13 protein-coding genes are annotated in these 16,251 nt (G+C 52.6%); 3 read left to right on the forward strand and 10 right to left on the reverse strand.

Annotated elements, in window-relative coordinates:
• Window positions 1-25: 25 nt before the first annotated feature.
• From NT073_RS19760 to NT073_RS19770, 3 genes are read right to left on the reverse strand one after another with little or no spacing between them, the layout of a single operon-like run.
• Window positions 26-2,272 carry a xanthine dehydrogenase family protein molybdopterin-binding subunit gene (locus NT073_RS19760; protein ID WP_297376841.1) on the reverse strand — a complete coding sequence of 749 codons (2,247 nt, stop codon included), beginning with the start codon at window positions 2,270-2,272 and terminating at the stop codon, window positions 26-28.
• Window positions 2,269-3,264, reverse strand: a complete 996-nt coding sequence (locus NT073_RS19765; RefSeq protein WP_297376843.1) for a xanthine dehydrogenase family protein subunit M — start codon at window positions 3,262-3,264, stop codon at window positions 2,269-2,271. Before NT073_RS19765 ends, NT073_RS19760 begins: the two co-directional genes overlap by 4 nt.
• Entirely contained in the window at window positions 3,261-3,803 is a 543-nt protein-coding gene (locus NT073_RS19770) for a 2Fe-2S iron-sulfur cluster-binding protein (protein ID WP_297376844.1), read from the reverse strand. The genes NT073_RS19765 and NT073_RS19770 overlap by 4 nt, the downstream gene beginning before the upstream one ends.
• 228 nt (window positions 3,804-4,031) lie before the next feature.
• On the opposite strand from NT073_RS19770, the gene NT073_RS19775 reads away from it, so the two are divergent.
• Window positions 4,032-4,997, forward strand: coding sequence for a YihY/virulence factor BrkB family protein (locus NT073_RS19775; RefSeq protein ID WP_297376846.1), 966 nt, complete (start codon window positions 4,032-4,034; stop codon window positions 4,995-4,997).
• A gap of 12 nt (window positions 4,998-5,009) precedes the next feature.
• Here the strand turns inward: NT073_RS19775 and NT073_RS19780 are convergent, their stop codons facing one another.
• The 6 genes from NT073_RS19780 to alaS form a co-directional block, all read right to left on the reverse strand.
• On the reverse strand, window positions 5,010-6,869 hold the full coding sequence (locus NT073_RS19780; protein ID WP_297376848.1) for an STN and carboxypeptidase regulatory-like domain-containing protein: 1,860 nt from the start codon (window positions 6,867-6,869) through the stop codon (window positions 5,010-5,012).
• A 50-nt stretch (window positions 6,870-6,919) separates the two neighbouring features.
• Complete coding sequence (locus NT073_RS19785) at window positions 6,920-7,975, reverse strand: FecR domain-containing protein (RefSeq protein WP_297376850.1); 1,056 nt, start codon at window positions 7,973-7,975, stop codon at window positions 6,920-6,922.
• Window positions 7,954-8,595 (reverse strand): RNA polymerase sigma-70 factor, encoded by a 642-nt coding sequence (locus NT073_RS19790; protein WP_297376852.1) that lies wholly within the window; start codon window positions 8,593-8,595, stop codon window positions 7,954-7,956. Before NT073_RS19790 ends, NT073_RS19785 begins: the two co-directional genes overlap by 22 nt.
• A gap of 160 nt (window positions 8,596-8,755) precedes the next feature.
• Complete coding sequence (gene murI, locus NT073_RS19795) at window positions 8,756-9,598, reverse strand: glutamate racemase (protein WP_297376854.1); 843 nt, start codon at window positions 9,596-9,598, stop codon at window positions 8,756-8,758.
• Entirely contained in the window at window positions 9,598-11,013 is a 1,416-nt protein-coding gene (locus NT073_RS19800; protein ID WP_297376856.1) for an amidohydrolase family protein, read from the reverse strand. The genes murI and NT073_RS19800 overlap by 1 nt, the downstream gene beginning before the upstream one ends.
• Before the next feature lie 136 nt (window positions 11,014-11,149).
• On the reverse strand, window positions 11,150-13,807 hold the full coding sequence (gene alaS / locus NT073_RS19805) for an alanine--tRNA ligase (RefSeq protein ID WP_297376858.1): 2,658 nt from the start codon (window positions 13,805-13,807) through the stop codon (window positions 11,150-11,152).
• Between the two features lie 119 nt (window positions 13,808-13,926).
• Here alaS and NT073_RS19810 point away from each other — a divergent pair, with 119 nt between their 5' ends.
• On the forward strand, window positions 13,927-14,301 hold the full coding sequence (locus NT073_RS19810) for a MerR family transcriptional regulator (protein ID WP_297376860.1): 375 nt from the start codon (window positions 13,927-13,929) through the stop codon (window positions 14,299-14,301).
• Between the two features lie 53 nt (window positions 14,302-14,354).
• On the opposite strand, the gene NT073_RS19815 is transcribed toward NT073_RS19810, so the two are convergent.
• Window positions 14,355-14,828, reverse strand: a complete 474-nt coding sequence (locus NT073_RS19815; RefSeq protein WP_297376861.1) for a YdeI/OmpD-associated family protein — start codon at window positions 14,826-14,828, stop codon at window positions 14,355-14,357.
• Window positions 14,829-15,039: 211 nt separating this feature from the next.
• Here NT073_RS19815 and dprA point away from each other — a divergent pair, with 211 nt between their 5' ends.
• The gene (gene dprA, locus NT073_RS19820) at window positions 15,040-16,152 is read left to right on the forward strand and encodes a DNA-processing protein DprA (RefSeq protein ID WP_297376863.1); all 1,113 of its coding nucleotides are present in this window, start codon (window positions 15,040-15,042) and stop codon (window positions 16,150-16,152) included.
• Window positions 16,153-16,251 lie beyond the last annotated feature (99 nt).

Consider the following 16,251-nt stretch of genomic DNA (forward strand, 5'->3'; position numbering starts at 1 on the left):
AATCTGCTTTTAGAAAACCGTGAACTTATAACAACGCATCCAGCCGAATGGGTAAATCCCTTACCCGGCGGCCGGTGGCGTGGTAAATGGCATTGGCAATAGCGGCTGGCATGCCCACAATACCGATTTCACCAAGTCCCTTTACCCCCAGTGGGTTAACGACATCGTCGTGCTCTTCCACGAAAATAACGTCGAGATCATGAATGTCGGCATTGACGGCAACGTGGTATTCGGCGAGGTTATGGTTCATAAACCGACCGAAATTATTATCCATGACGCTCTCCTCTTCCAGTGCTTTACTAAGTCCCCAAACCATCCCACCCAGAATCTGACTGCGGGCGGTTTTGGGGTTTATAATGCGACCAGCCGCCACGGCAGTTACGGCGCGGGTTACCTTAACCGTTCCGAGATCTTCGTCGACCATTACTTCTACAAAAACAGCGGAGTGCGTAGCGCGGGAGAAATCTTTCTGCTTCAGGGCGTTGGGCAGCCCGGTGGATACTTCCCGAACCGCTTTTCCGCCATTTAAATCAACTAGCGCTTGCAGGGAAACCGCTACCGACGGATCATTTTTGAGCCGCATGTGCTTATCGGAGAAGGTAACGTCCTCCCACTTCGCCCCCTTGAACGGCGAATTGGGCCTGTTTTTCTCCAGCTTCAGCAGACTCTTGCCTACTTCCTGACATACCGTCTGTACCGCCGTTCCAATAGTAGCCGCCGTCCACGAACCACCCGAGATCGGTGCTACCGGCATGTCCGTATCACCAAGCTTGAACAGCACATCGCTGATTGGCAACCCGAGCGTATCGGCGGCAATCTGGGTCATAATGGTATAAGTGCCCGTGCCAATATCGGCGGTGGCACTGCTCACCCGTAATTTGCCATTCACCATCAGAACGGCTTCGGCACGGGCGGGCATCTGGTTGGCCTCCCACATGCCGGTGGCCATTCCCCAGCCAATCAGGTTATGGTCATTCTTCATGGAACGCGGTTCCATCTTACGGCTTGACCAGCCAAAACGTTCGGCCCCTTGCTCATAACATGCCCGTAACTCCTTACTGGAATAGGGCTTGTTCTGGTTATAGTCGTGATCGGTGTAATTTTTCAACCGAAACTGAAGCGGGTCCATGCCGAGGTTGTAAGCCAGTTCGTCCATGGCTACTTCCAGTGCTGACATCCCCGTTACGCCCCCCGGTGCCCGCATATCGAGTGGGCTGTATACGTCCAGTGGCACCAGATTGTACTCTAGCGTAACATTTTCGGGCGGGTAGAGCTGCCCACCCCAGTTCACGACAACCTCCGTATAATCCTCAAACTTCGAGGTTTCACCCATCGCATCGTGGTATAGTGCATTCATGGCTCCGTCAGACAAAGCACCCAGCGCCACTTGCTGCACGGTAGCCGGGCGGTGACCGAAGGTAAACATTTGCTGGCGCGTCAACGAAACCCGAACCGAACGTTTCAGCTCGCGTGCCGCCATGACCGCCATAAACAACTGGTATTGCGGACGCAAACCCGATCCGAAACCACCACCCATGTAGGGCGAAAGAACCCGTACGTCGCTGAACGGCATGTTAAACACCTGCGTAACGTACAGAATGCTGTTCGTCACGCCCTGTGTTTTGTCGTAAATCGTCAGCTTGCCGTCTTTCTCGTACGATACCGTCGTGGCAAACAGTTCCATGGGGTTGTGATGTTCGGCCGCATGCACATACCGTCCGGCGATTTTATTCGGGTCTTCGGCATAAACCCGGTCAAAGTCACCACGGGGTTTGGGTGGTGGTGGCTTTAGCAGATCGGCAACACCATGTTTGGGCTTTCTGGCTTTGTGCAGATTAGCCTCCAGATCGGTTTCATGAGCGAGTTCTTCATACTCTACACGCACCAGTGTGGCCGCATACCGCGCCAGTTCGAACGTTTCGGCAACCACCAGCGCTATAGGTTGGCCGCTGTATTTGATCGTTGCATTATGCAAGGGCCGAAACGGTGAGCCCGGCGGAGCATCCTGGTCTTTATAGCTAATGTCGAACCAGGCCAGCTTAGGCCGGTTTTCGTGAGTGAACACCTGCAACACACCTTTCAGGCTGAGTGCATCGCTTGCATCAAACGACTTTATTTTGCCTTTGGTAATGGCACTGGAAATCACCACGCCATAGGCCAGATCAGGCACGTTGAACTCGGCCGCGTATTTGGCCTTACCCGTCACTTTGTCGACCCCGTCGACGCGGCTGATGGGCTTTCCGATTGTATTGGTTACTAATGGCGTACTCATGCAGTTGGTTCAAGTTTAGCGGCCTGGCCCAGTGCCCGCACAATGGCGCGTTTTGCCAGTTCGATTTTAAATGCGTTATGTTCATAACCCTGTGCTCCGGCCAGCAGCAATTCGGCTGCGGCCTGAAAGTTTTCTTTGGTAGCGGGTTTTCCTACCAGTGCGGCTTCGGCTTCGGGCTTGCGCCAGGGTTTATGCGCTACCCCACCCAGGGCAATCCGGGCAGCGGTGATGGTCCCGCCCTCTATTTCCAGCGCAGCCGCTACCGACACCAGCGCAAAGGCATACGAGGCCCGGTCGCGGAGTTTCAGATACTGGAAGTATTCGGGAAACCCTTTGGCGGGCAGATCTATGGAGGTGATCAGTTCGCCCGGTTCGAGCGTATTGTCGATGTTGGGGGTATCGCCGGGCAAGCGGTGAAACTCCGCAAACGGAATAGTTCGCTCGCCATTACTGCCCGTCACCCTGACCTCCGCTTCGAGAGCCGCCAAGGCTACACACATATCAGACGGGTGGGTAGCAATGCAGTGGTTACTCGCCCCCAGAATGGCATGGATTCGGTTGTAGCCGTTAAGGGCTGAGCAACCGGAACCGGGTTCGCGCTTGTTGCAGGGTGTGGCCGTATCGTAAAAATAGTAGCAACGAGTGCGCTGGAGCAGGTTTCCGCCATCGGTAGCCATGTTGCGCAACTGGGGCGATGCCCCCGCTAATATAGCCTGCGACAAAAGTGGATAGCGCTCAATAACTTGCTCGTTATAGGCCGTATCGGCATTTGTGACCAGCGCTCCTAACCGAAGGCCGCCGTTTACGTTGTCCGAAATGGTGGTCAAAGGCAGCCGGGTAATGTCGATCAGATGCGTTGGACGTTCTACATTTTCCTTCATCAGGTCAATAAGATTGGTGCCACCGGCAATGAATTTGGCGGTTGACTCCGATGCCCGTTCGCGCACGGCGGTATCTACGGCATCCGTTCGGGAGTAGGTGAAGCTGTTCATGCGTTTTTCTGGTTCATTACGTCCTCAATGGCATCCACGATGTTTGTGTAGGCCCCACAACGGCAGATGTTGCCGCTCATCAACTCCTGGATATCGGCTGTCGTTTTCGCTTTGCCTTCGTTCATAAGGCCCACTGCTGAGCAAATCTGGCCGGGTGTACAGTATCCGCACTGAAACGCGTCGTGCTCAATAAACGCCTTTTGGAGCGGATGTAGTTGATCCCCACTGCTGCTGTTTTCAAGATGGGCGATTCCTTCGATGGTCGTAATCTGAGCGCCTTCCTGCATGATGGCGAGTGTCAGGCAGGAGTTGATGCGTTTGCCATTTACCAATACGGTGCAGGCACCACATTGTCCATGATCACAGCCTTTTTTGGTGCCGGTCAGGTCCATATACTCCCGCAGCGCATCGAGTAAGGTGGTCCAGGGAGAAATTTGCAATTCGGTTTCGGTGCCATTAACCGTCAGTTTCACAGCGTGAACGGGAGGCAGAGAGGGAGGCCGCACATCGGGCGGGTAGGATTCCACAGCAGGATTCATAACAGTTAAAGTAAGTCGAGATATACTGTCGAAACTCCTGTGTAGGTCGGTTGTTTTGAAATCTAACCAAATGGTAAAATATCCGATAGACTTAATTCATCAACTTTTCCGAAACCAGTCCGCCAACAACTCCCCCGCATTCTGGTTGTTTCTACAGGAATCATAGGTATCAGCCGTCCACCCTCGCAGGTGTCGTTTGCCGGTACCGACGCAAACCACTCAACGAATATGACTGCCAACACGCTTAAACTCTTCTTTACCAACGCCTGGATCGTTATCAGGGACGCCTTCAATGGCTTTTTAAATGATCGGTGTTTGAAGCTTAGCGCAGCCCTGGCGTACTACACCGTCTTTTCGCTGGCCCCGCTGTTAGTATTGATCATTTCGGTAGTGAGTATTTTCCTGGGGCAGGACGCCATTCAGGGTCAAATTTTCTCGCAGATAAACGGGCTGGTGGGCAACGAGGCCGCCAAACAGATTCAGGACATGATCAAAAGTGTGAGTCTGTCCGGTAAAACCAACACCGCTCTGGCCATTGGCATCATTACGCTGGTGATTGGTGCCACTAGTATTTTTGTCGAAATACAGGATTCAGTCAACCTCATCTGGCGGGTGAAAGCGAAACCAAAACGGGGCTGGCTGAAACTGATTAAAGACCGGCTTTTGTCGTCGTCACTGGTTGTCAGTCTGGGTTTTCTGCTGCTTGTTTCGCTGATTGTAAACGGTCTCATATTAGCCATGAGCGACTTTCTGTCGCGCTATCTGCCCGGCATTGGCGTTTATCTGGTCAGCGGTTTTAACTTCCTGATCAGCACGGCGGTGGTGAGTGTTTTGTTTGCCATTATTTTCAAGGTGCTGCCCGACGCCAAAATCTCCTGGAAAGATGTGCGCTGGGGTGCCTTTTTTACCGCCTTACTCTTTATGCTGGGGCGCTACCTGATTGGGCTGTACATCGAAACAACCAGTACCAGTTCGGCCTACGGGGCCGCCGGTTCGCTCATCGTAATCCTGACCTGGATTTATTACACGGCGGCTATTCTGTACTTCGGGGCGGAATTCACCCAGGCCTATGCCAATCATTTCGGGATAAAAATCGAACCGGCCGACTATGCCGTGTATGTAGAACAGACTGAACGGGAACGGGATGTAGCAGTGATCCCTATCGAAAAGAAGGTTGAAGAAAGCAAAAAATAGCCTTCCTAACTCCTACGAATTCCCGAACCGAAGCCCCACCTGAAATCCTACCCAACCCCAGTGGTGGCTGGTACTGAAGCCATCCGTGCCTTCGGAGAAAATCGGGACGTTTGGCCGACGAGGAGGTGGCGTTGTGGTATCACCACTGAAATACCAGTTGAAGGAGGGGCCATAGGCCAGAGACAGGAGCCTGCTGACTTTTGTCTCGAAGAGAGCACTCAGTCGAATCTGATTGTTCCAACCGCCATTTGTGGGCTGGTTGACATAGAAATGATGATGGTGCGTTCCTTCGAGCGTAAAGAGGGTCGATCGCGACAGCGAGAAGCCCGTACCCAGTCCATAGCCTGCGGTTAAATCTGAACTCCCCTCCCGCTCAAAATTATAGCCTGTCGTAATAACATTGTAGAACTGGCGAACACCTGTTCGATAGGTCAGGTTAAGCAGGCTGACTTCAGTAGCCGCCACTTCAAACCGTCGATAACCCCCTTTTTTCACGTGGCTGAACAGGCCAATCGGGACACCACCTACGGAATCGGCTAAATTGATGAGGCCAATCTGGTGCCCATCCCGAACCGACCGCGCCCGGTTAACGATGCCGCTCACCTGCCAGCCCTGAACGTCACCCAGCGCCACGTTGGCCAGCCCCGCCAGCTGAAGCCCGTAAACCGACTTCCCGGCCACATTGAACAAACCACCGACCTGAATGATGTGCGTCAGCTCACCCGCGTTTACATTAAACAGACCACCCAGCTGAACACCCTGCGCCTGTTGCATATTGGCGTTAAATAATCCGGCGGCCTGTACACCCTGCACCGTACCACCATCGAGATTAAACAGGCCGCCCAGCTGCACACCACTGACGTTGCTCCCTACTATATTCCCCAGACCACCTGCCTGAAAACCAGCCACATCGGCCCGAACGAGATTGAACAAGCCACCAACTTCAAACGCCCGCACACCAAACGAATACCCAATCAAGGCATTGACCGAGATGCGGTTGCTGATGCGTCCGCTCAGGCGGTGATTGGTACCGATAAAGGGTAGAAACGATACCTGCCAGTCGCGGTAGAGGGTATCACGGTTCAGGTTTACATCGTGGATGGATTGCTGGGCCGTTACAAAAAGCCGAGTAAGGTGCTCACGTCCCTGTTCCAGAACGGATTTTGGTCGTGGCCGAACCGTTGAATCCTGTCCGGGAGCGGGCAGGTCGACCGTTACGGTGGCCAGCGTATTCACGGGACGGATCGTATCTTCCGTTACCCGGATGGGTAGTGTTTTCAACGATAGCCGGGGCGGAATGGGCGTCATCCGAATACTTACCGAATGCGAAGTCCGCGAGCGAATCAGAACAGTTTCGCCCACATACGCCTGCTTTCGAACGTCCAGACGAACCGCGGAAAGATCTGTTGGTAGCCGAAGGCGGTAGTAGCCAAAAGGATTACTTACGGTAGAGGCCAGGGTCGACTTTTCAAAAATACTGGCCTGAGCAATTCGTTCACCGGTTTGCTCGTCCAGAATGTAGCCGTCGAGCAGAAAGTTTTTTAGGCTTGGTTCAGGCGCGTCATTACGCACCAGAATGACGTGGTTTGCCCGAGATTTAAATGTTACCTGACTTTGAAAGACTCGGTAGAGCACTTCGCGAATCGGTACGTTTGTTAGCCGGACCGTAACTACCGCTTTGCCGTCGATGCGAGCGGGGTTGTACGAAAACTCGAAACGCCCGGCCCGGCTAATCTCGCGCAGCGCATTTTCAAGGGTCGCGTTTCGGATGTCGACCGTTATAAGGCGTTCAAGCGGTGGAACGCCCTGGGCCACTAGTCGGGTTTGGATAAAAATAGACAGCAGTAGAACACAAAGTCGAAGAGAATTCATCAGAAGGTTATTTTTCACCTCATGACAGCTGTCGGCCTGTTTACCCCTATTCACTGGCAACCGGCTCCTTCTAAAATTACCTGTCTACCCACATAACGTACCTGTAAGCCAAGGGTTTCGGCGGTCACATTCAGAACGGTTGCCAACGGCATTTTATCGAAACGAGTTGTCAGCAGACAGTTGCCGAGTTTGGCATTGGCCAGTTGAACATCGGCATTATAGTACTGATTGATGGCCTGAACGACGTCGCGCAGCGGTTCTTTATCGAACACCAGCACACCCGTTTTATAGGCAAAAGCGTTTGGTGAAGCCGGTAACCGTCGCATGGTATCGACCGAAGCTTCAAAAGTGGCTTTTTGGTTTTTCGTCAGCAAAACAGCTTTTCGACCACTCGAAAACCGGACTTTCCCGGTCCTTACGGTCACGCTTACATTCGCATCGTACGCCCGAACAGTAAATGATGTTCCCAAAACTTGGACGACACTCTGGCGGGCGGCAATATGAAATGGTCGGGAAGCATCGGGGGTTACCTCGAAGAATGCCTCACCAGTCAACGTAACGTCCCGGCGTTCCTCGGCAAAAGCTGTCGGATACCGCAATGTCGAGTGCCGGTTCAGAAAAATATGAGTGCCATCGGGCAATGTCTTGCTAATTGGCTGCTCATTGGCCGTCAGCGCCACCATTCCTTCGGCCGGGTGGTGCTGACCATAAAACCTGAGCTTAACTATCAGCCAGCCCATACCTGCTAAGAGCGTCAGCATGGCCGCCATACGCCATAACGATATCATGCCAGGCACTCGCCGTTCCGGCTGCAAAACGGGCAGCGGTTTGACAATCGGGCCCTGCCGTCTGGCTGGATTTCGATCCGATACGCGCATTTTTTGCTGAACAGACCGCCAGGCTGCATCAGTATCGACCTCGGTGGGGTCCGGCTCTGCCGCATCCCAGATGTGTTCGAATCGGTCGAAATCGTCGGGGTTGGGCTCTGTAGGGCCGGAGGTTCGGGTAGAAAGCCACTGCCTCACCCGCGCCGATTCGGCTGGATCGGTTTCGCCCGCCAGAAACTTGCCCAGCAGGGCGTCGTCTATGGGTTGTTGATCGGCCATTGCTCAGGGTGACTTAGCAGCCACAGGATTAAAAGAGGTAAATACTCACTCAGTTCAGTACGTAAAATGCGCAGGGCCTTCCCAATCTGGTTCTCAACGGTTTTAATTGAAATACCTAGCTGATCGGCAATTTCCCCATATTTCAGCTCGTCGAACCGACTCAGCGTGAACACCAGCCGGCATTGTTCGGGTAGTTTCTGAATCGCCCGCTGTATCCGGTCAGAAAGTTCATCGCCCAGGAGCGTCTGCATAGGCGACTCCCCCAGTGTTTCGCCCAGGTACCGGGTATGCTCACGGTGCTCATTCCGTACGGAAACGTGCTTGATTCGGTTCAGGCAGCGATTATGGACGGCCCGGTAGAAATACGCTTTCAGCGAAATGGCAATGTTTATGTTCTCTCGTTTTTCCCAAACGGTCAGAAACATGGCCTGCACTTCCTCTTCGGCTTCGTCTGGGTCGGGCACCAACTGGCGGGCATAACGGCAAAGGGGTGCGTAGTACTGCCGAAAGACAGCCTCGAACGCACGCTCATTGCCATCGCGAATGGCCGAAAGGATGTCCTGTTCGTTCGGTAGCACAACGAAAGGTTTGTGGATGATAGGAGGCTGTAAAGCTATCATTTTTCGCGCAACACACAATTGGTCGGCCCTATGACAACTGGTCGGCGGTACACCCCTACGGGCGTTGACACTATTTTTTTGGTGGACTACGAAGATGAGCTGTCAGGATGGTTACTGACTAGGCGGAAAGCAGATTTTTAGGGCAGCCGCGGAGTTCTCGTTATAAAGCCAGATGAATCGACTGGATGGCTTCGCCGTAAAAAACAGTTGCCTGCCGGTCAAAATCCTCGGTTGAATCGGTAGTTAAAAATGTTCTATGCCCGTGTTTGCTGCACTTGGCGTCAATTTCGGGGTGCCGAACGAGGTAATCGGCCAGGCTATTGGACACGATACCACCCTGGCTCAGGATAGTTGTGCTGGGTGGTGCATACTGTTTTATTTTATCAAGCAATAGCGGGTAATGGGTGCAGGCCAGCAGGATTGTATCTATGCCGGGGGCTTGTGCCAGCAGGCGTTCGATGTGCTGATTAACGAAATAGTCAGCGCCGGGACTATCGTATTCGCCATTCTCGACCAGCGGCACCCACATGGGACAGGCTTCCTGAAAAACGTGCAGGTCTGGAAAGAACTTCTCAATTTCAACCAGATACGACTCCGACGTTACGGTGCCACGCGTCGCCAGAACGCCAACGTTTCCCGTTTTCGAGTACGTGCCAATGACTTCGGTAGTGGGTCGAATAACGCCCAGCACGCGTCGGTCGGGACCATCCAGTCCGGGAGCGAGCGTGGGTAAGTCGAGTTGTTGGATATTCCGCAGGGCTTTTGCCGAAGCGGTATTACAGGCCAGAATAACCAGTTGGCAGCCCCGGTCGAAGAGGTGCTGGACGCATTCGAGGGTATATTGGTAAACAGTATCGAACGAGCGGGTGCCGTAGGGCGTCCGGGCGTTGTCGCCAAGGTAGATGTAGTCGTACTGGGGTAATTTCTGGACGATTTCGCGCAAAACGGTCAAACCACCGTAACCGGAGTCAAACACGCCAATGGGTTGAGAAGATACTGTCATTAATTTGTGCTGGCCTTCTTTTTTGCGTCGGCCAGTAACGTATCCAACGCCGTTCGGTTGTACACGGTTCCGCGCAAAATGACCGTATTTATCGCCTGGGTAGCGCTTATATCGAGCAATGGATTTTTGTCGAGCAAAACAATATCGGCGCTCTTTCCAGCCGAGATACCGCCGAACTGCTTCGTTTTTGCCAGGAACTCAGGCCCCGGAATAATGGCCGATTGTAGGGCTTGCAGGGGTGTTAATCCGGCTTTTACAAAATACTGAAGTTCATGGTGCAGCCCTAAACCCGGATACACGTAAGAATTCAGGAAGCCCGAATCCGTACCGGCCATGATCGTCACCCCCGCTTTGTGCAGCAATGGAAGCAACGAACTGGATTTTTCATAAACCGCGTGTCGTTCAGCAATGGCTTCGGGGCTATCCTTTGCCACCCGATTGACCCGCCACGCATAGGTGTTTTTCAGCCCCTGGCCAATGTATTGCAGGTAGCTGTCCTGCTGGTGATTATCCTGATCCAGATAGGCCACGGTCCGGCTAATCGTGAGCGTTGGCACGACGAACGTTCCGTTTTTAGCCATTCGCTGATAAACAGCCAGGGCAGTGGGTTCGTCGAAACTTTGCATCACCATTGGCGATGCAACGCGGGCGGTGAGTTGCCCGGCGGCCACTTTTTCGGCCACTTCCTTATCGCGGGTCGAGCCGGCTTTGAGCACGTAGCTCATGTGCTCAACAGACCCCAACCCCGCCGATGATACCTGATCCATCGTTAACGCAAACGGCACGTGACCGGAGGTTTTCATGCCCCGTTTGCGGGTTTTCTGCAAAATGTAAAGGTAAATTTTGGGCGTGATGGTGTTGTCGGTAATCTTCACAAAATCGACTTTCAGGCCTTGTAGCGAGTCGAGCATGTGGTCGACTTCGGCGGGTGTACTTACTTCCAGATCACCAATCCAGCTTGATTTATACCCTTCCAGTTTGGGGCCGGAAGTGAACAGGGTCGGCCCCGCCAGGGTGCCTTTATTGATTTCGTCGCGCCATTGCAGAACCGATGGACTCAGGTCGGCAGCGGCATCCCGAATGGCAGTAATGCCGTGGGCGATGTAAAGCGGGAACAGGTTTTTATTCTCTTCGATGAGGGTGTCGCCACCGCCAAAATGGACGTGCATATCCCACAATCCCGGAATGATGAACTTTCTCTTTGCGTCGACAATCGTTTTAGCCTGGAAGTTTTTGGCCTGTGCTTCATCAAAAACGCCAACAATCGTTTTACCTCGAATGACGATGATTTTCTTCGTCAGAATGTTGCCGGTTCGTACTTCAATCAAGTTTCCCGATTTAATCAGGATATCAACGGTTTGCTTCTGGGCTAACGCGAGGTTGGTGATCAGGAGACAAAAGAGAATGCTTCGCATGAATGGTGGAGGTTAAAGGTTATTACACAGAGATGCACAGAGAGAAACGGAGATGCACAGAGATTTTTTTATTAATTTCTCCGTGCATCTCCGTTTCTCTCTGCGAATCTCTGTGTAATAAAAATGTGAAATAATCTTACCCGAGCAATTCTTTACCCTGCGCCAAGGCCGCATCAAGGCCCGATAGATCAGTGCCGCCCGCCGTCGCGAAAAACGGCTGACCACCGCCACCGCCTTTGATATTTTTAGCTAGCTCTTTTACAACCTGACCAGCATTCAGTTTTTTGTCCTGAATGAGTGAATCGGGCAGCATGACCGCCAGTTGGGGTTTGCCGTTGATGTCGGCACCCAGCACCAGGGCCAGGTTATCGACTTTCGCTTTCAGGTCGTAGGCCAGTTGCTTGAGGGCATCGGCGTTAGGGACTTCCACGCGCTCCACGAGTACCATATGGCCGTTAACAGCCTGTACTTTGGTGAGCAGTTCGTTTTTCAACTGCTGGACTTTCTCGTTCTGCAATGCTTCGACCTGCTTTTGTAAAGCCGCCCGTTCGTCGAGTATTGACTGAACCGCTTTCACGACGTCTTTGGGCGCTTTCAGCAACTCCTTCAACTCCGAAACGACGGCCATCTGTTCATTCACCAACGCTTCGGCACCCTTCGACGTTTTACCTTCGACCCGACGAATACCCGTCGATACAGAGCCTTCGCCCGTGAACTTGAACAGACCGATGTGGCCCGTTGCCGGTACGTGGGTGCCCCCACAGAGTTCGACTGAATAATTTGGGTCGAAGGTGATGACCCGAACGAAATCGCCGTACTTCTCACCAAACAGGGCCGTGGCGCCTAATTCTTTTGCCTGAGCGATGGGTACGTTTCGCTTCTCATCCAGCTTTATATCCTCGCGGATTTTTTCGTTTACGATGCGCTCCACTTCGGCGAGTTGCTCATCCGTCACTTTGCTGAAGTGCGAGAAGTCGAAACGCAGGGCATCGGGACCAACGTAGGAGCCTTTTTGTCCCACATGGGTGCCTAACACCTCACGCAAGGCAGCGTGAAGCAGGTGAGTTGCCGAATGGTTGCTGCTGGTCAGGCCGCGACGATTGGTGTTGATAACGGCATAAACCGAATCCGCTTCGGTGAGCAGTTCGTCAATGCCCGTAACATCCTGAACGATATGAATGGTCAGGTCATTTTCTTTTTTGGTGTCCAGCACAGTCAGGGTACCGATTTGGTCGGAGCCAGCAAAAAGTTCAAGCGTACCGGTATCGCCAATCTGGCCACCCGATTCAGCGTAGAATGGTGTTTTGTCAAGCACCACCTGCACCTGCGTTCCCTGCTTGTTCTGAATCTTGCGGTACTTAACAATCTGGGCGTAGGCTTCGGGTTGATCGTAGCCGACAAACTCAACGCGGTCTGTTTCGTTCACGTCAAGCCAGTCGCCCGCCGACGAGGACGCATCTTTCCGCGACCGGGCTTTCTGCTCCTGCAAGGCTTTCTGAAAACCGGCTTCATCAATCGAAAGTCCTTTTTCGCGGGCAATCAATGCTGTGAGGTCGGCCGGAAAACCGAAGGTGTCGTTCAGTTCAAAGACCGTTTCGCCGGGGATCTCCGTCTTGCCGTCGGTCGTTAGCTGGCCGATGATCTGGTCAAGGCGACCCAGGCCGGTTCCGAGTGTCCGCAGAAAGGAAATTTCCTCTTCCCGAATTACCGTTGCGACGAAATCCCGCTGGGCGGTGAGTTCGGGGAATACATCGGCAAACTGCATGGCCAGCGTTGGCACGAGCTTGGTCATGAACGGCTCGGTCAGGTTCAGGTACGAATAGCCGTACCGGATAGCCCGGCGCAGAATCCGCCGAATTACGTAACCGGCTTTGGCATTGGAGGGAACCAGTCCGTCGGCAATGGCGAAGGAAACAGCCCGGATATGGTCGGAAATCACGCGCATAGCCACGTCCGTCATGCCAGTACCGGCGGTATACGCGATGCCCGAAATTTCTTCGATCACCTTGATGGTGCCTGTAAATACGTCGGTATCGTAGTTTGACCGTTTGTTCTGGATGGCCATGCACAGGCGCTCGAAACCCATACCCGTATCGACGTGGCGGGCGGGTAGTGCCTCCAGTGAGCCATCGGCTTTCCGGTTAAACTGCATGAACACGAGGTTCCAGATTTCGACAACCTGCGGATGGTCAGCGTTGACAAGCTCCTTGCCGGGCTTTTCGGCGATTTCTTCAGGCGTGCGCAAGTCGACGTGAATCTCCGAGCAAGGACCGCACGGGCCTGTATCGCCCATTTCCCAGAAGTTATCTTTCTTGTTGCCGTAAATGATCCGGTCTTCGCCCACGATGGGTTTCCAAAGGTCGAACGCTTCCTGATCGAAAGGGACATTATCTTTCGCATCACCCTGAAACACCGACACATACAGCCGATCTTTGGGCAGTTTATAGACCTCCGTCAGCAACTCCCACGCCCAGGTAATGGCTTCTTTCTTGAAATAATCACCGAACGACCAGTTGCCCAGCATCTCGAACATGGTGTGGTGGTAGGTGTCGAACCCAACATCTTCCAGATCGTTATGCTTACCCGATACGCGCAGGCATTTCTGGGTATCGGCCACCCGTTTGGACGGGGGCGTTCCGTTGCCTAGAAAGAAATCTTTAAATTGAGCCATCCCCGAATTGTTGAACATCAGCGTCGGGTCGTTTTTAGCGACCAACGGAGCCGAGGCAACAATCAGGTGTTGTTTAGATTGGAAGAAGTCGAGAAAATGCCGACGAATTTCGTGGGAAGTCATTTTTTAGTCAGTAAGTCTTTATAGTCAGTAAGTCGGTAAGCGGCTTACTGACTTACTGACTGTTCTGCAAATTTACGCCAAAACTTGCGTTTATTAAGAGGGCTTTCCAAGTTTGCGGTATGGAAAACGGCGGCAAGTTGTATTATGGGATTAAGGAAGTGGCAGAAATGTTTGACATTAATGCATCTAAACTGCGGTACTACGAAAAGGAATTTCCGACCTTTCAACCCAAAAAAAACCGCTCCGGCGACCGGGTGTACACTCAGGCCGACATCGACCATCTGAAGGAGATCCTTGAGCTCACTAACGAAAAAGGCTACACCCTGCCCGGAGCACGTGAGTACCTCAAAACGCGCGAAGCCAACCGACGCGAACACGCGCTATACATCAACAAACTCAAACGTATAAAGACTTTTCTGGAGAAAATGCGGGCTGGACTGGATAAGCCGGAACCCAAACTCGAGGAAGAGAAAGAAGACGCAGACGTTGACTGATGGTTGCCACATTCCTGGTTACGAGACACTACGTCCAGCACCATTCATGTTGATTAGCGCTTGTTCCTAACCAGCTTATCAATTGTTTCGGCTATGCGCTCAATTTTCGCTGCTTCCGTTTTAGCCGAATAGATCCAGTCAATCAGGTCACTTTGTTCAGTCTCCGAATACGTTAAAAACGTTTTGTAGGCGGCTGGTTCGTCCTGTAAACAAAGGTGCAGTTCTTCGGGAAGCGCCGTTGGCAGGTCATCGGCATACAAAATCACCAGTATCGAATCGCCAGCCTGCTTGCCAATCTTTTTACGGATTTCAGCCCGAACGGGTAAAAAAAGCTTCCCATCACCCATGGGCATCAACTTATGGCGACTTATGGCAAAGCCATCAATCGTCCCCCGAACGCGGACCCACCCAAAGTACGCATGGGGGTTTGGCAGAATTTCCGGGATAGCCGCATAAGTCCAGCCACCTTTACCAGGAAATTTTTCGAGGATGTAGGTTTTATTGACCAGGGGCGTTTCCAGTTTCATAGTATCTTTTTAAAAATGATCATCGCTGAAATGTCAGTATTGTCCGGTTTTCCAGAGCCTTCTCTAGTTAATTACCGCCAGACCTGAATCTACTGAATTACATCTAAACGTTCATCAATACAGATCAAACTGGTTTTTCACGACAGAAAACCGTAAGCTTGCAAACGTCACGTATCTCTCCTGTTTGTATACATAACCTGATTTCTGTTTCGTGTCCACCGATTCTCACCATCAAATTGCCCTGACGCTTGTTCCCGGTGTGGGTAGTATTCTAATCCGTCAGTTGATCAGTTATTGCGGCTCGGCAGCAGATGTCTTTACATCGCCATTAGCCCGTTTGATGAAGGTTCCGGGCATTGGCGAAGTTACAGCCCGCGCCATTCTTCGGCCCGATAGTCTGAAGGAGGCCGAACAGGTGATCAAAAGACTGGAGAAGCTGAACGCCACAGCGTTGTTTTACACCGACAAAGCGTACCCCGCCCGCCTGAAAACGCTGTACGATGCCCCTGCCCTGCTCTACTTTCAGGGCACCGGCAACCTGAATGCCCCGCGTACGATCGGGCTGGTGGGCACCCGGCAAGCCACCGATTATGGTCGACGGATCACCCACGAGATCGTAGAAGCAGTAGCGCCGTTGGGTGTTCATGTCATCAGTGGGCTGGCATACGGGATCGACATTGCCGCTCACCGGGCCAGCCTGACGCACAATTTGCCTACCATTGGCGTAATGGCCAGCGGACTGGATGTTATCTATCCGAATGTTCACCAGCGAACAGCGGCAGAAATGCTCGTTCAGGGCGGCTTGCTTACCGAAAGTCGCCCCGGCACGAAACCCGATGCGCATCTGTTTCCAGCCCGCAACCGGATCATCGCTGGCCTGAGCGATACCGTCGTCGTGGTGGAGGCAGCAGCCAAAGGAGGTGCGCTGATTACGGCCGAATACGCTAACAATTACCACCGTGAGGTTTTTGCCGTGCCCGGCCAGTTGAATCAGGCTTTTTCGGCGGGCTGCAACAAGCTTATCCGGGAGAACAAAGCCCAGATCTATACCAACCCGAAAGACATCATCGAAGCCATGAACTGGGATCAGTCCAGTGGGTCAGCCTCCCGAACGAAAACGCTTCCGACCTTGCCCCTGTCTATTACCGAAGAAGAAAGTCAGATTCTGGCTTTACTCCGGCAGGTTACCGACCTGCACGTGGATGAGTTAAGCTGGAAAAGTCAGATTCCAATGGGCCGACTGGCGTCCCTCCTGCTGACGCTCGAATTTCAGGGGTTCATTCGTTCGTTACCGGGCAAAAAGTATGCAGTCGTTTATAGCTGAATAATGTAATTACACCACCCAAGGACTTTAGCAGTGTAATTACATTATTCGCGCATTCGGCTTTACTTTTACAGCATTCCTAACAAATGTATATATTGT

Origin of the sequence: Spirosoma sp. (genome assembly GCF_026391055.1) — a bacterium.
Lineage (GTDB): Bacteria > Bacteroidota > Bacteroidia > Cytophagales > Spirosomataceae > Spirosoma.